Source organism: Actinoplanes sp. NPDC026670, from assembly GCF_040638175.1.
Lineage (GTDB): Bacteria > Actinomycetota > Actinomycetes > Mycobacteriales > Micromonosporaceae > Actinoplanes.
In genome coordinates this window covers 61547-84164 of the sequence record NZ_JBEZXU010000012.1, presented here as the reverse complement: position 1 = coordinate 84164, position 22618 = coordinate 61547, and the positions used below count along the sequence as shown (strand labels likewise).

20 protein-coding genes are annotated in these 22618 nt (G+C 70.5%); 10 read left to right on the top strand and 10 right to left on the bottom strand.

Annotated elements, in window-relative coordinates:
- The first annotated feature begins 40 nt into the window (after positions 1–40).
- The 3 genes from AB0E94_RS14365 to AB0E94_RS14355 are packed head-to-tail and all read left to right on the top strand — an operon-like array spanning position 41 to position 3687.
- Entirely contained in the window at positions 41–1534 is a 1494-nt protein-coding gene (locus AB0E94_RS14365; RefSeq protein ID WP_360326226.1) for an aldehyde dehydrogenase family protein, read from the top strand.
- Between the two features lie 9 nt (positions 1535–1543).
- A complete protein-coding gene (locus tag AB0E94_RS14360; RefSeq protein ID WP_360326224.1) occupies positions 1544–2206 on the top strand; it encodes an ATP-binding cassette domain-containing protein in 663 nt (220 codons plus the stop codon).
- Positions 2203–3687: a DUF6297 family protein gene (locus AB0E94_RS14355; protein WP_360326222.1), complete on the top strand. Its 1485-nt coding sequence runs from the start codon at positions 2203–2205 to the stop codon at positions 3685–3687. The genes AB0E94_RS14360 and AB0E94_RS14355 overlap by 4 nt, the downstream gene beginning before the upstream one ends.
- A gap of 336 nt (positions 3688–4023) precedes the next feature.
- Here AB0E94_RS14355 and nucS read toward each other — a convergent pair whose 3' ends face one another.
- Complete coding sequence (gene nucS / locus AB0E94_RS14350) at positions 4024–4683, bottom strand: endonuclease NucS (RefSeq protein WP_360326220.1); 660 nt, start codon at positions 4681–4683, stop codon at positions 4024–4026.
- Positions 4684–4754: 71 nt separating this feature from the next.
- Between nucS and AB0E94_RS14345 the strand changes: the two genes are divergently transcribed.
- Genes AB0E94_RS14345 through AB0E94_RS14330 form a run of 4 tightly spaced genes read left to right on the top strand, consistent with a single transcriptional unit; the run spans position 4755 to position 10005 of the window.
- Entirely contained in the window at positions 4755–5375 is a 621-nt protein-coding gene (locus tag AB0E94_RS14345) for a DUF4126 domain-containing protein (RefSeq protein WP_360326219.1), read from the top strand.
- Positions 5372–6709: a hypothetical protein gene (locus AB0E94_RS14340; protein WP_360326218.1), complete on the top strand. Its 1338-nt coding sequence runs from the start codon at positions 5372–5374 to the stop codon at positions 6707–6709. The genes AB0E94_RS14345 and AB0E94_RS14340 overlap by 4 nt, the downstream gene beginning before the upstream one ends.
- A gap of 38 nt (positions 6710–6747) precedes the next feature.
- The gene (locus AB0E94_RS14335; protein ID WP_360326217.1) at positions 6748–9210 is read left to right on the top strand and encodes an FtsK/SpoIIIE domain-containing protein; all 2463 of its coding nucleotides are present in this window, start codon (positions 6748–6750) and stop codon (positions 9208–9210) included.
- Between the two features lie 39 nt (positions 9211–9249).
- Positions 9250–10005 (top strand): hypothetical protein, encoded by a 756-nt coding sequence (locus tag AB0E94_RS14330; RefSeq protein ID WP_360326215.1) that lies wholly within the window; start codon positions 9250–9252, stop codon positions 10003–10005.
- Positions 10006–10883: 878 nt separating this feature from the next.
- Here AB0E94_RS14330 and AB0E94_RS14325 read toward each other — a convergent pair.
- Positions 10884–11732 (bottom strand): 3-hydroxyacyl-CoA dehydrogenase family protein, encoded by an 849-nt coding sequence (locus AB0E94_RS14325; protein WP_360326214.1) that lies wholly within the window; start codon positions 11730–11732, stop codon positions 10884–10886.
- A 118-nt stretch (positions 11733–11850) separates the two neighbouring features.
- On the opposite strand from AB0E94_RS14325, the gene AB0E94_RS14320 reads away from it, so the two are divergent.
- Positions 11851–12186, top strand: coding sequence for a hypothetical protein (locus tag AB0E94_RS14320; protein WP_360326212.1), 336 nt, complete (start codon positions 11851–11853; stop codon positions 12184–12186).
- Positions 12187–12202: 16 nt separating this feature from the next.
- On the opposite strand, the gene murA is transcribed toward AB0E94_RS14320, so the two are convergent.
- Positions 12203–13489, bottom strand: a complete 1287-nt coding sequence (murA, locus tag AB0E94_RS14315) for a UDP-N-acetylglucosamine 1-carboxyvinyltransferase (RefSeq protein WP_360326210.1) — start codon at positions 13487–13489, stop codon at positions 12203–12205.
- Positions 13490–13531: 42 nt separating this feature from the next.
- On the opposite strand from murA, the gene AB0E94_RS14310 reads away from it, so the two are divergent.
- Together AB0E94_RS14310 and AB0E94_RS14305 are read left to right on the top strand one after the other, a co-directional pair.
- Positions 13532–14110: a cob(I)yrinic acid a,c-diamide adenosyltransferase gene (locus AB0E94_RS14310; RefSeq protein WP_360326209.1), complete on the top strand. Its 579-nt coding sequence runs from the start codon at positions 13532–13534 to the stop codon at positions 14108–14110.
- Entirely contained in the window at positions 14107–14490 is a 384-nt protein-coding gene (locus AB0E94_RS14305; protein WP_360326208.1) for a VOC family protein, read from the top strand. The genes AB0E94_RS14310 and AB0E94_RS14305 overlap by 4 nt, the downstream gene beginning before the upstream one ends.
- Before the next feature lie 269 nt (positions 14491–14759).
- Here AB0E94_RS14305 and AB0E94_RS14300 read toward each other — a convergent pair whose 3' ends face one another.
- The 7 genes from AB0E94_RS14300 to atpA all read right to left on the bottom strand — a co-directional run bounded on the left by AB0E94_RS14300 (position 14760) and on the right by atpA (position 22593).
- The gene (locus AB0E94_RS14300; RefSeq protein ID WP_360326207.1) at positions 14760–15575 is read right to left on the bottom strand and encodes a PhzF family phenazine biosynthesis protein; all 816 of its coding nucleotides are present in this window, start codon (positions 15573–15575) and stop codon (positions 14760–14762) included.
- Between the two features lie 981 nt (positions 15576–16556).
- Positions 16557–17024, bottom strand: a complete 468-nt coding sequence (locus tag AB0E94_RS14295) for a DUF2550 domain-containing protein (protein ID WP_360326205.1) — start codon at positions 17022–17024, stop codon at positions 16557–16559.
- A gap of 8 nt (positions 17025–17032) precedes the next feature.
- A complete protein-coding gene (locus AB0E94_RS14290) occupies positions 17033–17314 on the bottom strand; it encodes a F0F1 ATP synthase subunit epsilon (RefSeq protein ID WP_360326203.1) in 282 nt (93 codons plus the stop codon).
- Between the two features lie 115 nt (positions 17315–17429).
- Entirely contained in the window at positions 17430–18524 is a 1095-nt protein-coding gene (locus AB0E94_RS14285; protein ID WP_360326362.1) for an LCP family protein, read from the bottom strand.
- A 144-nt stretch (positions 18525–18668) separates the two neighbouring features.
- Entirely contained in the window at positions 18669–20114 is a 1446-nt protein-coding gene (gene atpD / locus AB0E94_RS14280) for a F0F1 ATP synthase subunit beta (RefSeq protein ID WP_317790370.1), read from the bottom strand.
- The gene (locus tag AB0E94_RS14275) at positions 20111–21043 is read right to left on the bottom strand and encodes a F0F1 ATP synthase subunit gamma (RefSeq protein WP_360326202.1); all 933 of its coding nucleotides are present in this window, start codon (positions 21041–21043) and stop codon (positions 20111–20113) included. The genes atpD and AB0E94_RS14275 overlap by 4 nt, the downstream gene beginning before the upstream one ends.
- A 2-nt stretch (positions 21044–21045) precedes the next feature.
- Complete coding sequence (atpA, locus tag AB0E94_RS14270; RefSeq protein ID WP_360326200.1) at positions 21046–22593, bottom strand: F0F1 ATP synthase subunit alpha; 1548 nt, start codon at positions 22591–22593, stop codon at positions 21046–21048.
- Between the last annotated feature and the right edge of the window lie 25 nt (positions 22594–22618).

Below are 22618 nucleotides of genomic sequence, written 5' to 3'. Positions count from 1 at the left end.
CGTAGTGACTCGCCGGTAACAATCATCCTAGACTCGGGACATGACGGCGACTCACGTTCCCGGCCTCCCCGTGATCGATGACGGCTGGCTGATCTCCACCAACCCGGCCACCGGCGAGGAGGCCGGCCGCGTGCCGGTCGCCGACGAGAAAGCCGTGGTCGCAGCGGTCGAACGGGCCCGGGAAGCCGCCGTGTGGTGGCAGGGGCTCGGCTTCGACGGCCGGAAGACCCGGCTGCTGCGCTGGCGCTCCCTGATCGTCCAGCGGATCGAGGAACTGGCCGAGCTCGTCCACCGGGAGTCCGGCAAGCCCCTGGCCGACGGCACGATCGAGGCGGTCGCCGCGGTCGAGCACCTGGACTGGGCGGCCCGCCACGCGAAGAAGGTGCTCGGCCCGCGCCGGGTCCGCACCCGGATCCTGGTCGCCGAGCACTCCGGGCACCTGGAGTACCAGCCGTACGGCGTGGTGGGCGTGATCGGCCCGTGGAACTATCCGATCGTCACCCCCGTCGGCCCGATCAGCGGCGCCCTGGCGGCCGGCAACGCCATCGTCTTCAAACCGAGCGAGTACACGCCTGTCGTCGGCCAGTGGCTGGCTGACACGTTCGCCGAGGTGGTTCCGGAGCACCCGGTGCTGCAGGCGGTGCACGGCCTCGGCGACGTCGGTGGCGCGCTGTGCCGGTCCGGGGTCAACAAGGTGTCGTTCACCGGCTCGACGGCCACCGCCAAGAAGGTGATGGCCGCCTGCGCCGAGAACCTGGTGCCGGTGGTGCTGGAGGCCGGCGGCAAGGACGCGCTGATCGTCGACGCGGACGCCGACGTGACCGCCGCAGCCGAGGCTGCGGTCTGGGGCGCCATGACCAACGCCGGGCAGACCTGCATCGGCATCGAGCGGGTCTACGCGGTCGAGCCGGTCTACGACAGGTTCGTCGAAGCGGTCGTGGCCAAGGCCGGCAAGCTGCGCACCGGCGCGGAGATCGGCCCGATCACCATGCCCAAGCAGCTCGACATCATCCGCGACCACATCGAGGACGCGCTGGCCAAGGGCGGCAAGGCGGTGCTCGGCGGGGCCGACGCGGTGCAGGCGCCGTTCGTCGCGCCGACCGTGCTGGTGGACGTGCCGGACGACTCGTCGGAGATCCGCGAGGAGACCTTCGGGCCGACGCTGACGATCACCAGGGTGCGCGACGCCGACGAGGCCGTGCAGAAGGCCAACGACACGCCGTACGGCCTGGGCGGCTCGGTCTTCGGCAAGAAGAACGCGATCCGCATCGCCCGCCGGCTGCGGTCCGGGATGGTGGCCGTGAACGGGACGCTCACCTTCGTCGGCATGGGCAACCTGCCGTTCGGCGGGGTCGGCGAATCCGGGTTCGGGCGCATCCACGGCGAGGACGGTCTGCGCGAGTTCGCCCGGGCCAAGGCGATCACCGTACGCCGTGGCCCGTCCCTGCTCCCGGCCATGACGTTCGAACGTACCCCGGCCCAGGTCCAGCAGATCGTCAAGGCGCTGCGCCTGCTGTACGGCCGCAAGCCCTAATCTGGGTGGGTGGTTGATCACCCAGCGGTCGAGGTCAATGGTCTGTACGTGAGTTACGGCTCGACGCCGGTGCTGGTGGATGTGGGACTGACCGTCCCGGCCGGCGCCGGCGTCTGCGTGACGGGCGAGAACGGCATCGGGAAGTCCACACTGCTGCGTTGTGTGAGCAGCCTCCAGCAGGCCGACGAGGGCGCCGTCCGGGTGTTCGGCGCGGCGCCGGGCGACAGCCCCGACTTCTGGCGTGCCGTGGCCACCACCGTCGAGCCACCCACCTGGTACCCCGGCCTGACCGTCCGCGAGCACGCCGAACTGGTGTGCCGCGCGCACGGCCAGGACCCGGACGAGTCCGGCATCGACGAGGCGCTGGAGAAGTTCGGTCTCGCCGGGCACGCCGACGCCATCCCGCCGTCGATGTCGTCCGGCCAGAAACAGCGGCTCACCCTCGCGCTGGTGCTGCTGCGGCCCAGCTCGCTGCTCATCCTGGACGAGCCGGAACAGCGCCTCGACCCGGAGGGCCGGGCGATGGTCGCCGGGATGCTCGCCGAATACCTGTCCACCGGCGGTTCGCTGCTGCTGGCCAGCCACGACGACAAGTTCGCGGTGGCGTCCGGCGCGGAGATGGTGTCGATGGAGCAGCTGACCGGACCCGGCTCCCCGGCCGGCCCGTCGTGACCGCCGTCGTCGCGCTCCGGCCGGTCCGCCGCTGGATCCGCAAAGCCCAGGCCTCCCATCGGGACCGGGGGGACGCGCTCGCCACCATCTACACGGTGGTGTTCTCGATCGCCGTGCTGGCGGTGATGGCCCAGGACACCCTGCGGGCCGTCTTCAGCCCACTCGTCCCCCACCTCAGCGGGGTCGGCGCGCTCGCCACCGCCGCCTGCGCCACCGGCCTGATCCACCTGGCCCTACGCCGGCTCGGGCCGGTCTCGGTCACCCGCCCGGCCGCATACTTCCTGCTCACCGCACCGGTCAGCCGGCCCAAACTGCTGGCGCCATCGTTGCTCGCGACCGCCTTCGGCGCGGCCGTCGCAGGCGGTGCGTCCGCGTTCGGCGTCCTCGGCAACACGGTCGCGCCCGGATCCTCCCTCCTGATCGTCACGGGCGCGCTGTTCGGCGTACTCCTCGCGCTCCTCGCCTCGGCCGCGCAATCGCGGCCGCGACTCGCGTCGATCACCGACACCGTCGCCCGGATCGCGCTCGCCGCCGGCCTGGCCGGCCTGGTTGCCGAGGCGACCGGCTGGACGCCGCCCGGCCTGGGCGGAGAAGCCGCGGCCTCCGTCGTGGTCACCGTCACCGGCGCCCTCGCGGTGTCGACCATGCTGGCGTTCCTCTTGGGGGTACGCGACCTCGCGCGCACCCCCAACGACGCGATCCTGGAGTCCGCGAAGACCGCCGGAACCCTCGCCGACTCGGTCTACGGGATCGAGCCGTCGTTCCTCTCCGAGATGCTGGAACGCCGCTACTGGGCGACCCGGCGGCTGCGGTCGGCCCGGCTGCCCCGCCGGCTGCCGCCGCTCACCGGCCAGGACCTGCTGCTGGCCCGGCGCCGGCCGGCCCGTCTGGTGTGGACGGCCGCGTCCACCGCGCTGCCGCTGCTGCTGATCTCCGTGCCACGCTGGGTGCTGGTGATCGCCCTGCTGGCCGGCATGGTGATCGCGGCCAAGGCGACCAGCGCCACGATCAAGACCGACGCCGGCAACCCGGTGCTGCTGCGGATGCTCGGACTCGACTCGCGTCAGGTCGTCCAGCAGCGGCTGTGGGTGCCGGCCGTCCTCGGGACGGTCTGGGCCACCGTCGCGCTGGGCCTGCTCCAGGCGGCCGGCGGGCTGCCACCGGGCCAGTGGTGGGCGATGGGCCTGGCACTCGGGCCGGTCGGTGGCGTGGTCGCGATACGGGCGGCGCGGGCCGGGTTCGTCCGCAACGACCTGATCCCGGTCGACACTCCGATGGGCTCGGTCCCGACCGGGCCGATCGTCTACGCGTTCGCCGGGCTGGACCTGCTGATCCTGGCGCTGCCCGCGGTCATCACCCTGCTCGGCGACCGGCCGGCCACGTGGACCGCGATCGCCGTCCAGGCCGGCGCGGCGGCACTGGGCATCCGCGCCTACATCTCCTGGACAACCGACCCGTCCCGGGTAGGCCTGGCAAGGTAACCACCACCCACCCCCTTGTTCGGCTAGCCGAACACCAGACACCTCCCTGTTCGGCTAGCCGAACACCAGACACGTTATGGGGCCTGCATAACCTGTCTGACGTCCGGCCGGGCACGCTCGGCCGGACGTCAGACAGGTTATGGCACACGCATTACCTGTCTGAGGTCCGGCTAGCCGGAAGTGCCGCCCGGTGACGGACTGCGTTACCTGTCTGAGGTCCGGCTAGCCGGACGTCAGACAGGTCGGGCTGGGCGCCTCCGCCCGAAAGGCGCGGTGGTGGGCGTGAGTCAGGCCTGCGTCGCGGTGTAGGGGACGGTACCTTTTGTAGCCGTACGATCAGAAAAGGGTTAGTTCGTCTTTTTTCATGCCCCGCAGGGCGTCGTAGTCGACGACCACGCAGCGGATGCCGCGGTCGGTGGCCAGGACGCGGGCCTGGGGCTTGATCTCCTGCGCGGCGAAGACGCCCTGCACCGGGGCGAGGAGCGGATCGCGGTTCATCAGTTCGAGGTAGCGGGTGAGCTGCTCGACGCCGTCGATCTCGCCGCGGCGTTTGACCTCGACCGCGACCGATTTGCCCTCGGGGTCCTTGAGGAGCAGGTCGACCGGGCCGATCGCGGTCATGAACTCGCGACGGACCAGGGTGAAGCCCTCACCGAAGGTCTCCGGGTGCTTGGCGAGCAACTCCTGGAGATGCGCCTCGACACCGTCCTTGACGAGGCCGGGGTCCACACCCAGCTCGTAGGAGTAGTCCTGGAAGACCTCCTCCAGGGTGATCCGCAGCTCCTCGCCGGCCTTGTTCACCACCTTCCACACCCCGGGGGCCTCCTGCAGCTTGCAGGGCGGGCTCATCCAGTTGAGCGGCTTGTAGGCACGGTCGTCGGCGTGGATCGACACCGACCCGTCGGCCTTGACCATCAGCAGCCGCACCGCCGGGGGCAGGTGGGCGGAGAGACGGCCGACATAGTCCACGGAGCATTTCGCGATGACCAGACGCACCGCACGACGGTACCTGACGATCCGCGCGGGCCCCGCGGGCGGCACGTGCGCGGCGGTGCGATCCTGAGATCGTGTTCGAAGTATTGACCGGTACCGGTCTGGCCGCCTCCGCCGGTCTCAATGCCTACATCCCGCTGCTGACCATGGGCCTGCTGGCCCGGTACACGTCGGCGATCGATCTGCCGTCCGGTTCGGCGTGGCTGGCCAACGGCTGGACGCTGACGATTCTCGCGATCCTGTTCGCCATCGAGGTGGTGGCCGACAAGGTGCCGGTGGTCGACCACTTCAACGACGTGGTGCAGACGTTCGTCCGGCCGACCGCGGGTGGCCTGGCGTTCGGCGCGGGCTCGGCCTCGGAGACGGTGACCGTCACCGATCCGGGCGCGTTCTTCACCTCGAACCAGTGGGCGCCGATCGTCGCCGGCGTGGTGATCGCGCTGATCGTCCACATTCTGAAGGCGGCGTCCCGCCCGGTGGTCAACGTGACGACCGCCGGGTTCGGCGCGCCGGTCGCCAGCACCGCCGAGGATCTCGGCAGTGTGGTGATGTCCGTGCTGGCCATCGTGCTTCCGGTGCTCGTCCTGATCGGTCTCGGGGTGCTCGTGTGGGCGGCGGTCTGGGTGGTGCGGCGGCGGGCTCGCCGTAAGCGGGAGCGGGCCGGGAGTGTCGAGACCCGTCACCTGTTTGGTTGACTCTCGGGGTGATCGCGATCGCCGTACCCGCCTTCGCCCTGAGTTGCTGGCTCGCGTGCTACCTGATCGGGCGTGATCCGAGCCGGGCCACCCTGCGATGGACGGCGACGGCCTTGGTGTCGTACGCGCTGGGTGTCGCCGCCTGGACCGTGGCCCCCGGCTCGGCCACCGCCGAGGTGCTGCTCTGCATCCCGGCGCTGTGCTGGGCGGGCGCCGTGGTGTCGCTGCTGCCGCTGACGCCTGTCGAGCGGCGGCCGATCGACCGGGGCGCCCTGCTGCTCGGCGCCGCCTTCCTCCTGATGATCGTCTTTCTGCCGCAGGCGGGCCGGCTGGTGGTGGTCGCCCCGATGGTCGGCGCGCTGAGCCTGATGTGGCGGCTGCGCGATCAGGTCGTGCCGCGGATGCTGCCGCTCGCGCTGACCGTGATGGCGCTGCTCGGCACGGCGTCGCTGGTGCTGCTGCTGTTCACCAGGTCCGGGGAACTGGCCGCGATCGCCGCGCTCGGCCTCGACCTGCTGGTGGTCGGCTACCTGATGGCGGTGGCGCACGCCGGTGAGACGGGTGAGCGGCTGCGGCCCGACCTGCGGCGCTCGCTGGTCGCCCAGATCGCGGTGCTGGTGCTGGCCGGCATCCCGGCGGGCGTGACGCTGTGGCTGGCTCCGGAGCAGGACGGGGTGGCGCTGCTCCAGTTCACCGTGCTGGCCGCCGGGTCGGCGCTGGCCGGGCTGGGATCCCAGGTGCGCCGGGCGCTGGACCGGGTGGCGCTCGCCGACGACCAGCCGCTGCGCTCCGACCGGTCGGCGCTGTTCCTGAACGCGGACGCGCTGCTGCGGCGGCGGGAGCAGCGGCGGCTGAACAGCATCGGCGAGCCGGAGTTCCTGCGGATGACCAGGCGGGCGCTGAACGACTTCGGTGACCTGAACCGGCTGGCCCGCAGCCCGCTGACCGACCTTCCGGCGGTGGAGCGGCGGCTGGCCGGCAAGGAGGACCAGCCGCGGGCACGGGCCCGGGAGCTGCGGGCGGTGCTGCGTGAGTGCGTGTCGTCGATGCGGCCGGCCGGGCCGTTCGGGACGACCGAGGACTGGCGGTACTACAACGTGCTCCAGTTCTGCTGTGTGCTCGGGCTGAATCCGTACTCACGGCGGCTGCGGACCGACGGGGTGAGCCGGGAGGCGCGGCTGGCCGTCGACTGGTTCAAGCGGTACGTGCCGCAGGACGTTACGAAGCAGTGGCAGCGGGAGGCGGCCATGCTGGTGGCCGAGCAACTGTGGATCGATGTGGTGGGCCGGCACCGCGCCCTCCCCTCTGCCGAGATCACGACACGCACCACCTAAACCCCATAAAAGGTCATTTAGGGCTAATATCCCCGACCATGAGCCACCGCAACGCGCTGGTCGCCGCGGTGCGGCAGGAGCTCGCCGAGGCCCGCGGCACCGCCCGTGCGGTCCTCGCCGCCGCCGAGTCGGCCCGTGGTGAGGCACAACAGCGGCGGCAACTGGTCCGGGAGGCGTACGCCACCTGCCTCAACCAGCTCGCCGCCGCCCGGGAGTCCGCCCGCCAGGAGGTCCAGCATCGCTACCGCGGTGAGGCCACCCGCCTCGCCGGGCACCTGCGCGGCCTCGCCACGATGAGCGCCACCGGGGCGGCCGGGGCGCCGTGGCGGTTCTGGGCGCCGAGCGAACCCGAACCGGGAACCACGCCCGGACTGCTGCGAATCGGCACCATCACCTTCGACGAGACGTCCGCGCTGCCCGCGCTCATCCCGCTGCTCGACCGGGCGCACCTGCACCTGAGCGGGCCGGCCGCCACCCTCGACGAGGTGATCACCGGCCTGCTGTTGCGGGCGCTCGGCAGCACCCGGGCCGGCGACGTCGACCTGATCGTCTACGACCCGGAGAGCCGGGGCGCGTTCGGGCAGCTCGGGCCCCGGTTCGTCGGGCCCGGCGGGTTCGGGGCGCTGCTCGAGGAGCTCTGTCACGCCGAGGATCACGACGCCTGGCGGCTCGTCGTCCTGCTGGCGGACCGGGCCACCGGGGACGAGATGACCCGGGTCCAACGCGCGCAGCTGGACCGGATCACGCGTACCGGCGTGGACCGTGGGGTGCACCTGATCGTCCGCGGCCTGGACCTGCCGGACGATCCCGCGGTCGAACGGATCGTGGTCCACGACCGGGTCGCGGCGTGCGCGTCTCTCGGCCGGCTCGAGATCCACCTCGACCCGCCGCCGCCCGCCGCGCTCTGCCGCGACGTCGCCGAACGGCAGCGCCAGGGCCCGCCACCGGCCCGGCTCGCCGACCTGGAACCGGCCCGGCTCTGGGAGGAGTCCGCCCGGCACGGCCTGCCCGCCCCGATCGGCGACAGCACCGACGGGACCCTCGTCGCGATCCCGCTCGGCGACGGCCTGCCGCACGTGCTGATCGGCGGCCCGTCCGGCTCCGGCAAGACCAACCTGATCTACACCTGGCTGGGTTCCCTGGCCACCCGGTACGGCCCCGGCGAACTCGCCCTCTACCTGCTCGACTTCAAGGAGGGCGGGTCGTTCGCCAGGTACGCCCCGGGCCCGCGCGACCCCAGCTGGCTGCCGCAGGTCCGGCTGGCCGGCGTCAACGTCAAGAACGACCGGGAGTTCGGCCTGGCCGTGCTCAGGCATCTCGGCGAGGAACTGCGCGCCAGGTCCGCCCGGCGCGCCGACCCGGAGGACCGGCCCCGGGTCGTCGCGCTCCTGGACGAGTTCCAGGTGCTGCTCGACGGCCGGGACACCGTCGCCGACGAGGCGGCCGGCCTGCTCGAAGACCTCGCCCGGCGCGGCGGCGACCACGGCATCCACCTGGTCCTCGCCACCCGGGACACCGACGGGCTGCGCGCCTTGCAGGGCCGGCCCACCCTGATCGCCCCGTTCACGCTGCGGATCGCGCTGCCCAAGGCGGCCCGGATCCTCGCCGACGACAACCTGGCCGCCTCGGTCATCCCGGCCCGGCACGCGGTCGTCAACACCGAATCCGGGCTGGCCGGCGCCAACCGGGTGGTGCGGCTGCCGGACGCCGGTGACCCGCTCGGCTGGCGGGCCACCCAGCGTCGGCTGTGGCGGTCCCGGCCGCTCGGCTGCGAGGAGCCGCGGATCTTCGACGGGGACGCGGTGCCCCGGCTGCCCTCGGCGTACCGGCCGTCCGGGCGGGTGCCGGTCGCCGGCGCGCCGGTCGGCTCCTCACCCGGGGCGGTCCTCGGTGAGCGGATCGACGTGTCGGCGCGGCCCGCCCGGGTCCGGCTCGGCCGGATGCCCGGACGCAACCTGGCGGTCATCGGCACCCGAGCCGACGAGGCCTGCGACGTGCTGGCCGCGGCCGCCCTGTCGCTCGCCGCGCAGGGGCCCGCCCACTTCAGCATCGTCTGCCTCGACCCGGCCGCGGAACGGTCGGCGGCCCGGCTGGTCGCCGAACTCCCGGCGGCCGACTGGTACGACCTCTCGGACGTGCACTTCGACCCGCCGACCTCCGACGTCCCGCGGTATCTGATCGGTTACGGACTCGAAGCAGCCGGGCCGGCCCGGCGCCCGGCGCTGCGGGCCCTTCTCGACACCGGCCCGTCCCGGCGGGTGCACGTGCTCGGCTGGTGGCGGGCCGTCAGCCGGCTCCGCGACGACCTGGCCGGCCGGTTCGATCCGATCGGCGCCTGGGTGGCCCTCGACGTGCACGGCGCCGACCTGGCGCCGCTCTACCCGCAACCGGGCGGGCCGCTCTGGCGGCCACGGCCGCGGCGCGCCCTGTTCTTCGACCGGTCCGTGCACCGCACCCCCGAAGTGATCATCCCGTACGAGGTGAACAGTGACCACACATAACCGGTTTCCGACACCGTCCCGCAGACGTCGAGGTGAACAGTGACCACACGTGATCGTCAGCCGCTCGGCCGTGACTATCAGCTGATGGTGAGCGCGCTCGCCGACGTCACCCGCCGCCGCGACGCCGAACTCGACGACGCCGAACAGGCCTACCAGGACAACGCCGCCCGGGCCGCCGGCGAACTCGCCCGCGCCGAAGGTGAGGCCCTCGCCGCCGACCGCTGGGCCGGTGCCGCCGCCGCCCAGGTGCTCGACGTCGACCGGGAGGCCGCCCGTCTCTGGGACCAGCTCCGCCGCGCCCGTGGACTGCGGATCCGCGCGATCGGCGAGGTACCCGAACCGGCCTCCGTCGAAGCCATGCCCCGGGTCGCCCTCCAGCGCCGCCCGGAACCCGGCGAGGACGTCGTCCCGGCCGGGCGCCAGTCACCGCGCGTGCTGCTCTCCCGCGCCGCCGACCGCATCGACGTCACCATCCACCCGCCCGGTGGCGGCACTCTCCCCCGCTGGGCGCTGCCGTTACTGCCGTTGATCGGCGCGCTCAGCGCCTTCGCCACCGGGCTGGTAGCCGCTGGACTCGTCACCTTCGGTGACAACGCCCTCTGGGGTGGGCCGCTCATCCGCGGGCTCGGCTGGCTGACGTTCCTGGTGGCGCCGTCGGCGGGCGTGCCGCTGGCCGCCTACCTCACCCACAGCCGGATGCGCGCCCGGATGGAGATCGGCGGCATCGGCCTGACCCTGCTCGGCGGCATGCTCGCGGCCACCCTGCTGTCGCTGTCGTTCGCCACCACGCGCTGACCACTTCCGGTCAGCAAGCCTCCCGGCCGAGGCGTTCCGCACCGTCTCCGGTCCCACCGGCGGGCGACGCACGCCTTTCTGGTACGAGCCACGCAGACCCCCGTGCCTCGCGGCGGCCACCGCAGGGCGTCCCCGCACCGTCGCCTGCCATCGCACGCTCATGCATGCCCCGAACCGCCAACCCCCGGGCGGCTCTCACCGCTGTCCTGGCGCACTTGAGGCAGCGGCGACCCGGACGGCTGATCAAGGCCCCCGCCCACCCGCAGAACGTGGCAGCGACTGCCGCCGGTTCGGTCGCCTACGGCTCGCCGCCCGTGGATCTTGCACGACTTTCCAGGCCCGCGCCGATCTTGCAGCCCTTTCCACGCCCCGACGAGAAGAACGCTGCAAGGTCCGCCCGGCGCAGTGGATCTTGCACGACAAACCACACCCAGACATGAAAAATCGTGCAAGATTGCGGCCAGCATGGAGAAGCGTGCAAGATCGCCGCGGGGATGCGAAGTCGTGCAAGATTGCGGCCAGCGTGGAGAAGCGTGCAAGATCGCCGCGCAGGGGGGCGGGGTGCGAAGTCGTGCAAGATCCCGAGGCCCCGCGAGGGGAACACGGGAACCTCGCGACACCACTCGAAACCCAAACACCAACATGATCGGGCTAAATCGGGCGCAGCCTTGAAACCGCCGCCCGACACCGGCCCTGGAACCCGCTTTCACCGCCGTCGAATCACTCACAGTGACGGGCCGGCTGCGGCAGCGGCCGAAGGCGGAGGGCCGGGTGGTGTGGTTGTGGGAGTTGTGGCCGTACCGCTGGAGAATGAATCGACGAGGGCGGGCGCCAGAAAGCGGCACCCGACACCCGCGTCGCGGAAAGACCGGAAACGATCAGTAGCTGTAGAACCCCTTGCCGGTCTTGCGGCCGAGGTCGCCGGCGGTGACCATGCGCTGGAGGAGCTCCGGCGGGAAGAACTTCTCGTCGGCGGTGTCGCGGTAGATGTTGCTGGTCGCGTTGAGCATCACGTCGAGGCCGGTGAGGTCGACGGTGGCCAGCGGCCCCATCGCGTGGCCGAAGCCGAGCTTCATGACGGTGTCCAGGTCGGCGGCGGAGACGACGCCCGACTCGACGAGCTGGATGGCCTCGACGAGGATCGCCGAGAACAGCCGGTTGGAGACGAAGCCGGCGACGTCCCGCTTGACCTCGACGCACGTCTTGCCGACCTCTTCGGCGTAGTTGCGGGCGGCCGCCAAGGTGGCGTCGGAGGTCTGGTAGCCACGGACCAGCTCGACCAGCTTCATCATCGGGACCGGCGAGAAGAAGTGGATGCCGACGACCGATTCCGGTCGGCTGGTGACGGTGGCGATCTGGGTGATCGGGATGGCGGAGGTGTTGGTGCCGAGGACCGCGCCCGGCTTGCAGATCTTGTCGAGGGCCTTGAAGACCTCGTGCTTGGCCTCCACCTTCTCGTAGATCGCCTCGACCACCACGTCGGCGTCGGCGGCCGAGTCGAGGTCGGTGGTGGGGGTGATCCGGGCGAGGGTGGCCTCGACGTCAGCCTCGGCGATCTTGCCCTTGGCGGCGAACCGGCTGAGCGAGTCCCTGATCGCCGACATGCCGCGGCCGAGCGAGGCGTCGTCGACGTCCCGCATGGTGACCTGCCAGCCGGCCTGTGCCGACACCTGGGCGATGCCGGAGCCCATCAATCCGGAACCGATGACCGCGAGACGTCCTGCCATGATCCACTCCTTCGTGAGAGGACGTCAGTTTACCGGCGCTCCTTAACGTAGGTTCAGCCCGGCTCCCGTTCGGGGCGAATCACCGGAAAACAGGCGTCCACGGTGCCAGACTGTGCCCATGGCCACGAGCGACGGCTGGTACCTCATCGGACCGCTGATCGCCGTCGGTCTGGTCGGCTTCCTCGGCGCCGTGTTCTGGCGCATGGGCCTGCAACCCACCGTCACCCCGGAGACGGCTCCCGACGGTCTGACGATCTTCGGTGAGCCGGACGACTACGGCCTCCTGTGGCCCGCCGCCGTCACCGACGAGACCGAGGTCGCCGACGAGATCCGGCGACTGCTGTCCGACGCGGGCATCCGAACCACCACGGCGATCCGGCGTGACGGCCGGGTCAGTGTGCTGGTCTTCTCCGAAGAGGTGGAGGAGGCCCGCCGGCTGGTGGCGTCCTTCTGATCAGAAATCGAACTGATCAGAAGTCGAAGGTCGGCTCCGGTACGTCCGTCCGCTCGACCTCCACCCCGAGGTTCTCCAGGTCGGAGACGAAGTCCGGGTAGCCGCGGTCGATGTGGTGCACCTCGCCCACCTCGGTCACCCCGTCCGCGCACAGCCCGGCGATGACCAGGCCGGCGCCGGCCCGGATGTCGGTGGCCCGCACCGGCGCGCCGGACAGCCGGTCCCGCCCGTTGACGACCGCGTGGTGCCCGTCGGTACGGATGTCCGCCCCCAGCCGCACCATCTCGTTCACGAACATGAACCGTCCGTCGAAGATGTTCTCGGTGATCAGCGACGACCCCTCAGCCACCGCGGCCAGGCCCAGCGCCATCGGCAGCAGGTCGGTCGCGAACCCCGGGTAGGGCAGCGTCACGATGTCGACACCGCGCGGCCGCTCGTCCATCCGCACCCGGAACCGGTTGTCCCCCGGCTCGACGGTCGCGCCCGCGGTCACCAGCTTGTCCAGCGCGAGGTCCAGGAACTCCGGGCGCACCCCGTGCACGGTCACGTCACCACGGGTCATCGCCGACGCGAACGCCCAGGTGCCGCCGACGATCCGGTCACCGATCGTCTGATGGCGCACCGGTTTCAGCGCGTCCACCCCTTCGACGATCAGCGTGGACGAACCGGCGCCCTCGATCTTCGCGCCCATCGCGGTGAGCATGTCGCAGATGTCGACGATCTCCGGCTCCCGCGCCGCGTTGTCGATCTCCGTGACGCCCTTGGCCAGCACCGCGGCCATCAGGATGTTCTCGGTGGCGCCGACACTCGGGAAGTCCAGCCAGATCTTGGCGCCGTGCAGCCCGCCGGGCGCCGACGCGATCACGAACCCGTGCTCGCCGGAGATCTCCGCACCCATCCGGGCCAGGCCGGACACGTGCATGTCGAGGCCACGGGAACCGATCATGTCGCCGCCGGGCAGCGCCACCCGCACGTAGCCGCGGCGGGCCAGCAGCGGCCCGAGCACGCAGATCGACGCGCGCAGCCGCCGCACCAGGTCGTAGTCGGCCTCACTGCCCGGCTCGGCGGGCACGTCGATGACCGCCTCGGTGCCGTCCAGCGTGACGTCGCAGCCCAGCCGCCGCAGCACCTCGGCCATGATGGCGATGTCGGTGATCCGGGGCACGTTCGACACGACGCTGCGCCCCTCGGCCAGCAGCGCGACCGCCATCAGCTTGAGCGCCGAGTTCTTCGCGCCGCCCACGTTGACGTCGCCGGCGAGGCGTGCCCCGCCCTTCACCCTGATCACATCCACGCGGGCCATCGTATGGTCCCCGGCCCACTCCCGCCTCGTAGGGTGGGGCGCATGGCTGTGCATCTCACCCGCATTTACACCCGGGCCGGCGACGGCGGGCAGACCAGGATGGTCAACAACGAGCTCGCGCCGAAGACCTCACCACGGATCGCCGCGTACGCCGACGCCGACGAGTGCAACGCGGCCCTGGGCGCCGCGATCGCGCTCGGTGAGCTGCCCGATGACGTCCGCCAGGTGCTCGCCACCATCCAGAACGACCTGTTCGACCTGGGCGCCGATCTGGGCAATCCGCTGAGCGACGACCCGCCGTACCCGCCGCTGCGTATCACCGAGGCCTATGTGACGAGGCTGGAGGGCTGGTGCGACGAGTTCAACGAGCGGCTCGCCCCGCTGGACAGTTTCATCCTCCCGGGCGGCACTCCGGGCGCGGCGCTGCTGCACGTGGCCCGTACCGTCGCCCGCCGCGCCGAGCGCACCGCCTGGGCCCTCTACGAGCTGGAGCCGTCGACGACGAGCGTGCTGCCGCTGAAATACCTGAACCGTCTCTCCGACCTGCTGTTCATCCTGTCCCGCGTGGCGAACCCGTCCGGCGACGTGAAATGGGTGCCCGGCGGCGAACGCCAACGATGATCCACCACATCGAACTGTGGGTGCCCGATCTGGCCGGCGCCCTCCGTCCGTGGGGCTGGCTCCTGGAATCCCTCGGCTGGACCGGGTTCCAGGAGTGGCCGGCCGGGCGCTCCTGGCAGCACGGCGACCTCTACCTGGTCCTGGAGCAGTCCCCGGCCCTCTCCGGAACCACACACGACCGCCTCGCCCCGGGCCTCAACCACCTGGCCTTCCACGCCGGCCCACCGGCCGCGGTCGACCGCCTGGCCGCCGAATCCGCCGCCCACGGCTGGTCACCGCTGTTCGCCGACCGCTATCCGCACGCCGGCGGCCCGGACTGCTACGCCGCCTACCTGACGGACGCGTGGGGCTACGAGGTCGAGCTGGTCGCCGAGACCTGATCCCGCACGGTTGCCGTCTCCTTACTTCCAAGCCCTATTCGGTACGCCGTCGGCCGCCCCCACCCGCAAGCCACACCTCCCGTGGCTCCCCCGCGACGCGGGCGGCCGGTCCCGGCCTCCAGCGCGACCGCCGGGCTGATCCGGTGGCCACCGCGCCCCGGGCCGGTCCTCTACGAGGACGCGTCGCCGGGCCGATCTCGCACGAGGACGCGTCTCCGCGCCGATCTTGCACCGGCCTTGATCAACCACCAGGGTCAGCGGTGACAGCCTCAGGGGAGGAGGTCGCCGTCGATGGTGGTCACCGCATGGCCGCTCAGGTGGGTTCGGTCGCCGTGCAGGCTCACGCGGACCAGGCCGCCGCGTGGGGACGCCTGGTACCCGGTGAGGTCGGTGCGGTTCAGCTTGCGCGCCCAGAACGGCGTGAGGGCCGTGTGGGCGCTTCCGGTGACCGGGTCCTCGTCGACACCCACGGCCGGGGCGAAGAAGCGGGAGACGAAGTCGTAGCCCGATCCCGGGTCGTCGGCGGCGGCCGTGACGATGACCCCACGCCGGGTCAGCCTGGCGACCGTCCGCAGATCGGGGTCGAGGGCGCGGACCGTCTTCTCGCCGGCGACCTCGAACAGCAGATCGTCGGTGTTGGGGCCGGTGTGCAGAACGGTCCGGAAGTCCACGCCGAGGGCGGCCACGAGTTCCGGGTCGGCGTCGATCGGGCTGAGCGGGGCGGTCGGGAAGTCGAGTGTGATCAGCCCGCCCTCGGCGACGGAGGCGGTGAGGACGCCACTGAGCGTGCCGTAGGTGGCCCGGTCACCGATCAGCCCGGCCCGGTGCAGCACGTGTGTGGTGGCGAGGGTGGCGTGCCCGCAGAGCGCCACTTCGACGGCCGGGGTGAACCAGCGCAGCGCCCAATCGGTCTCCGACCCGTCCGGCAACCGTCGCACGAACGCCGTCTCGGCGTGGTTGACCTCGGCCGCGACCCGCTGCATCCACTCGCCGGCGGGAAACGCCTCACCGTCGAGGACCACCACGCCGGCGGGATTCCCGGCGAACGGCCGGTCAGTGAAGGCGTCCACGATTCTGATCCGCATACGCCGACGTTACGAAACCGGCCGACCGGAATCGACAGCCAATCCACAACCCGCGGCGCCCGCACACTTCGATCTGGATAGAAAACAAAGCCCGACCCGTGCGAAGCTGCAGGTGACTGTGGCCATGACGCGAGGCTCGCCCGATCTCGCGGGGGCGTAAGAGCGCGATGACACCTGTCCACAGCCGTTTTCCCCCACCCCGGGCAGGCGCGAAGCGCCCGGAAGACTTGTGAGGTTCGGCGGAACTCGAGTTTCGCCATTTGGGGATCGTTTGCGCGGTCGCGCCGGCCTTGTGGACGCCGCCGCCCACGGCGACAGCGCACCGGGTGCCCGTCGGGATGGACGCGGGAAGGAGCATCGACGAACCTTGTCCTCCGCTTCAAAGGGGCTGTTCGTTGATGCTTCCGGTCGTCGCGTTACCGCGCTCCTGGGTTCACCAAGCCCCCGGTCGCAGACCTTCCGCCAGCCACGGTCGCCGGCGCTCGGCCAGCCCCGGTCGCCGAACCTTCCGCCAGCCGCGGTCGCCGGCGCTCGGCCCGGAGTGTTCTCCGGCGTGCGACGACCAGCGCACACAATGCGGCAACGTACGACTTCACCCTCGCCGCAACGAGGACAGGCGCACACGGACGGCACAACGTGTGCGCCCGTCCCCGTCGGAGCGAAGCAGGCGCACACGATCGGCGAACGTGTGCGCTGACCACCGCTGCGCCCAGGGAAACGTGTGCGCTGACCATCGCCGCGACTGGCGGACCCGCCCTCGGCGGCCCGCTCCCGGCAGCGGCTCCGGAACGGCCAACCAAGGTCACAAGACCTCACGATGATCTTGCGAAGGTCGCTGAGGATGGCGCTGGACAGGACGAATGCAAGATTCACTTCAGCGTCGACCCCGACCGGCGATGCCGCTGCGCAAAATGGCAAAACTCGAGGGCGGAACAGGCGTGCCGGAAATCGACAAGATCGCGGGAGGGCGGAGAGGGGTGGTCAGCCCTCGATGGGGCGGGGGCCGAAGACCGGGCGGCCGCGGAGGCTTCCCGGGTCGCGGGGCGGGCCCGCCTCGAGCCAGGAGAGGAAGCCGGTCACCGTGGTGTCGGCCATCGCGATCTCGATCACCGCGTCGGCGGTGCGGCAGCGGAGGACGACCCAGTGGCCCGGCATGGTGAGACGCTCCGGGCCGGCCGGCAGACGCCGCTCCTCGACCGTGAGGGTCCGCCGGTCGAGGACCCGCTTGGGCCGGATCGCCAGGCTGAACATGCGATGGAAGCGGAGCTCGTCGCCGACGAACTGGCCGAGGCCGGGTGACCAGCCACGGCCGGGCACGATCGTGTTGATGTGCACCTGGAGGCGAATGGTTCCGCCGCCGGTCATGAGCAACCGGCGGCGGAAGAAGATCGCAAAGAAGAATGCGAGCAGCGCGACGACGCAGATTCCGGCGACTTCCAGAATCCGCATCGCCGGTGTCAGCGGGACTCGGGCGAGGCGGGCGTCGCGCTCTCGGCGAGGACTGTCACGCCGTTGGCGTCGATCGAGAGGAAACCACCGGCGACGTCGTAGGTCAGCTGGTCGCCCCCGGCGAGTTTGACCCGCACCTGGGACGGCTCCTTCAGCAGACCGAGCAGCGGCGCGTGGCCCGGGAGCACACCGATCTCACCCTCGGTGGTGCGCGCGACGAGCATCTCGGCCTCTCCGACCCAGACCTTCTCCTCGACGGCGACGACCTCGACGTGCAGCTGGTTGGCCACGCTGTTCCCCTCAGGTGCTACGAATCCCTCAGGCGCCGGGAATCCTTCAGATGCTACGAACCGAACGGGTGAAGTCTAATCGGCGGCGAACGCCGACGTGGTACGGGGTACCGCCTCAGCCGTCCTGAGCTGCGTAGGTCGGATTGTCGAGCAGGAAAGCCCCGATCCGGTCCTCGGCGACGGCCTGGAAGAACTGGGCGGTCGAGGGCTCCAGTTGCTCCCCGAGGTACGTCCCGTTCTGGAACAGCCCACCGCCGGGCAGCTTGATCAGCGTCATGTCGCTGGTGTTGATGTCCTTGAGCGCGAGCCCCCAGTCGATGACGCTGCTGCCGCCGCCGTCGAAGGTCAGCGAGTCGCCCGCCGCGTCGAGGACGGCGAGGAGCTTGGTGGGATCGGTCACCACGTCCCGGCTCATCGCCTGCTCGGCCATCGCCTTGATGAACTGCTGCTGGTGCCGCTGCCTGTCGTAGTCGCCGTCGGGCAGCCCGTACCGCTGGCGCACGTAGTCGAGCGCCTCCCACGCCTGGAGGTGGTAGGTGCCCTTCTTGTAGACCTTCTGCGGCCCGATGTACGGATGGTCGCACCCGCCGTTGGCGCAGGCGGCGCTTTTCGGGCGGGGCTTGCCGTCCGGCTGGAGGTGCTCGGACCGCACGTTCTGGTCGATCGTCATGGTGACGCCGCCCATCGCCTCGACGATCTTCTTGAACCCGCCGAAGTTGATGATCGCCCCGGCGTCGAACGCGCGGATCCCGGTGAAGGCGCTGACCGTCTGGGCGAGCAGCTGGAAACCCTGCTTGACGTCGTGCGTGCCGTTGCCGACGTCACTCCCGTACGACATCGCGGAATTGATCTTCGCGGTCGTGCCGGCGAAGCCGGTCTTGGCGAACGCTGGAATCTGCACATAGAGGTCGCGCGGGATGGAGAACAGGTAGACCTGGTCCATGGAAGCCGGCACGTGCGCCACGATGATCGAGTCGGAACGCGGGGCCTGCGAGTCGTCGCGCGGGTCGATCCCGGCGAGCAGGATGTTGAGCGGGCCCTCGATGTCGGCGTCGGCGCGGGCCGCGCCGGACGCCGGGTCGCCGATCAGGCTGCCGGCGGCGTCGACCGCACCCGTGTACCGCGCGATGAGGGCCTGCCCGGTGACGAGGACACCGCCGCTGCTGACCATGAGCACGCACCCGAAGGCGGCACAGAGCCGCGCCCACATGGGCGCACGGCGGCGTTTCCTCGGCTGTGGCACCGAGCAAGCATACCCACGTTGACCTGGGCGAATGCTGTGGAAGGGGCACCTGGGAACGCGAAAGCCGCGCCGGTATTCACCGGCGCGGCTCCCTGCGGAACTGACGGATCGTCAGCCCTTCATCAGCTCGTGCGCGTTCTTCTCGAGGTCCTCGAGGCCACCGCACATGAAGAAGGCCTGCTCCGGGTAGTTGTCGTACTCACCCTCGGCGATCTTCTTGAACGCCTCGATGGTCTCCTTCAGCGGGACCGTCGAGCCGGGAACGCCGGTGAACTGCTCCGCCGCGTAGGTGTTCTGCGACAGGAACCGCTCGATGCGGCGGGCCCGCTGCACCGTGACCTTGTCCTCTTCGGAGAGCTCGTCCATACCGAGGATGGCGATGATGTCCTGCAGGTCCTTGTACTTCTGCAGGATCCGCTGGACCTCACGGGCCACCGTGTAGTGCTCGGCGCCGACGAACTCGGGCGCGAGGATCCGCGAGCTGGAGGCCAGCGGGTCCACGGCCGGGTAGATGCCCTTGTCGGAGATCGACCGCTCGAGGTTGGTGGTCGCGTCCAGGTGGGCGAACGTGGTGGCCGGCGCCGGGTCGGTGTAGTCGTCGGCGGGCACGTAGATCGCCTGGAGCGAGGTGATCGCCTTGCCCCGGACCGAGGTGATGCGCTCCTGGAGCTCACCCATCTCGTCGGCCAGCGTGGGCTGGTAACCCACGGCGGACGGCATACGGCCGAGCAGGGTGGACACCTCGGAACCGGCCTGGGTGAACCGGAAGATGTTGTCGATGAAGAGCAGCACCTCCTGGTTCTGGACGTCCCGGAAGTACTCCGCCATGGTCAGAGCGGTCAGAGCGACCCGGAGACGGGTGCCCGGCGGCTCGTCCATCTGGCCGAAGACCAGGGCGGTCTTGTCCAGAACGCCACCCTCGTCCATTTCCAGGATGAGGTCGTTGCCCTCACGGGTGCGCTCGCCGACGCCGGCGAACACCGAGGTGCCACCGAAGTTACGGGCGACCCGGATGATCATCTCCTGGATGAGCACGGTCTTGCCCACGCCCGCGCCACCGAACAGGCCGATCTTGCCACCACGCACGTACGGCGCGAGCAGGTCGAGCACCTTGATGCCGGTCTCCAGCATCTCGGTCTTCGGCTCGAGGTCCGCGAACGCCGGGGGCTTGCGGTGGATGGCCCAGCGCTCCTGGATGTCCAGCGTCGACGGGTCGACGTTGAGCACCTCGCCGAGGGCGTTGAACACGTGGCCCTTGGTCACGTCACCGACCGGCACCGAGATCGGCGCGCCGGTGTCGGTGACGCCGGCGCCACGGATCAGGCCGTCGGTCGGCTGCATCGAGATGGCGCGGAGCAGGTTGCCGCCCAGGTGCTGGGCGACCTCCATGGTCAGCGTCTTGGTGCCCTCGGAGAGGGTGACGTCGACCTTCAGCGCGTTGAAGATCGCGGGCATGGCGTCACGGGGAAACTCGACGTCGACGACCGGGCCGATGACCCGGACGACGCGGCCGACAGCGGTCTCCGCCTTGGTGGGCTCAGCTACAGCAGTCATCACACATCACTTCCCGCCTCGGCCAGCGCGTTGGCGCCGCCGACGATCTCACTGATTTCCTGGGTGATCGCAGCCTGCCGCGCGGAGTTCATCTCGCGCGTGTACCGCTTGAGAAGGTCGTCGGCGTTGTCCGACGCGCTCTTCATCGCCCGCCGGCGCGAGGCCGACTCACTCGCCGCCGAGTCCAGCAACGCCGCGTAGATCCGCGTGTTGAGGTACTTCGGCAGCAGGGCGTCGAGCAACTCGTCGGCGTCCGGCTCGAACTCGTACGCCGCCTTGAGCTCGGAGGACTTCTCCACCTGCTCCTCGACCTGAACCGGGGCGAGCGGCTTCGCGTTGGCGCTCTGCGTCATCAGGGACTTGAACTCGGTGCTCACGATGTGGAGCTCGTCCACACCCGCGATGCCCTCGGGCCCGAAGGTCCCCTCAGTCGCCGAACCCGCCTGGAAGCCCTCGATCAGCCCGTCACCGATGCGCTTGGCGTCGGCGAACGTGGGACGCTCGGAGAAACCGGTCCAGCTCGCGGCCACCGGCCGGTTACGGAACGTGTAGTACCCGAAGCCCTTGCGGCCCACGATGTACAGCGCCACCTCCTTGCCCTCCGACTTCAGCTGAGCGATCAGCTGCTCGGCGGTACGGATGGCGTTGGCGTTGTAGGCGCCGGCCAGGCCACGGTCACTGGTGATCAGTAGGACCCCCGCCCGCTGAACGCGCTCACGCGCGGTCAGCAGCGGGTTGTCGACCGAGGCGTTCGACGCGAGGGCGCCGAGCACCTTGGTGATCGCCAGCGAGTACGGCCGGGAGGCGTTGACCCGTTCCTGGGCCTTCGCGATCCGGCTGGTGGCGACCAGTTCCTGCGCCTTGGTGATCTTCTTGGTCGACTTGACGGTGCGGATGCGCCGCCGCAGCGCCGATACCTGACCGGCGGCCATGCCTAGTTACCGCCCTGGAACGACTTCTTGAACTCGACGACGCCCGACTTCAGGCTCTCGATGTTGTCGTCGCTCAGCAGGTTCGTCGACTCGATCGCGGTGTACGTGTCGCTGTTGTGCTGCTTGAACCACTGCAGGAACTCCTGCTCGAAACGGCGCACGTCGCTGACGGCGATGTCGTCGAGCTGACCCGTGGTGCCGGCCCAGATCACGATGACCTGGTCGACAGTCGAGTACGGGGAGTACTGCGGCTGCTTGAGCAGCTCGACCAGGCGGACGCCCTTCTCGAGCTGGGCACGCGACGCGCGGTCCAGGTCGGAGGCGAAGGCCGAGAAGGCCTCCAGCTCACGGAACTGGGCCAGGTCGAGGCGGAGGCGGCCGGAGACCGTACGCATCGCCTTGACCTGCGCCGAACCACCCACGCGGGACACCGAGGTGCCGACGTTGATGGCGGGGCGCACACCCGAGGCGAACAGGTCCGTCTCGAGGAAGATCTGACCGTCGGTGATCGAGATCACGTTGGTCGGGATGAAGGCCGAGATGTCGTTGGCCTTGGTCTCGATGATCGGCAGACCGGTCATCGAGCCGCCACCCAGCTCGTTGGAGAGCTTGGCGCAACGCTCCAGCAGGCGGGAGTGCAGGTAGAAGACGTCGCCCGGGTACGCCTCACGGCCCGGCGGGCGGCGCAGCAGCAGCGACACGGCGCGGTACGCCTCGGCCTGCTTGGTCAGGTCGTCGAAGACGATCAGAACGTGCTTGCCGTTGTACATCCAGTGCTGTCCGATGGACGAGCCGGTGTACGGGGCGATGTACTTGAAGCCGGCCGGGTCGGAGGCCGGCGCCGACACGATGGTCGTGTACTGCAGCGCGCCCTGCGCCTCCAGGGTGCCCCGGATGCTGGCGACGGTGGAGGCCTTCTGGCCGATCGCCACGTAGATGCAGCGGACCTGCTTCTCCGGGTCGCCGGAGTCCCAGTTCGCCTTCTGGTTGATGATCGTGTCGATCGCGACCGTGGTCTTACCGGTCTTGCGGTCGCCGATGATCAGCTGGCGCTGGCCACGGCCGATCGGCGTCATGGCGTCGATCGCCTTGATGCCGGTCTGCAGCGGCTGCTTCACCGGCTGCCGGGCCATCACGTTCGGCGCCTGCAGCTCCAGCTCACGGAAGCCTTCGTTCGGGATCTCGCCGAGACCGTCGATCGGCTTGCCCAGCGCGTCGACCACGCGGCCCAGGAAGGCGTCGCCAACCGGGACCGAGAGGACGCGGCCGGTGCGCTTGACCGGCTGGCCCTCCTCGATGTTCGCGTAGTCGCCCAGGATCACGGCGCCGATCTCACGGACGTCGAGGTTCGACGCGACGCCCAGGGTGCCGTCGGCGAACTCGAGCAGCTCGTTCGCCATCACCGAGGGCAGGCCCTCGACGTGCGCGATGCCGTCGCCTGCGTCGGAGACGACGCCCACCTCTTCACGGGTGAGGTCGGTCGTGGCGGACGAGACGTAGCGCTCTAGCGCCCCCCGGATCTCGTCCGAGGAGATGGTCAGCTCGGCCATCCTCTGCCTTCTCTGTCTAGCTCGG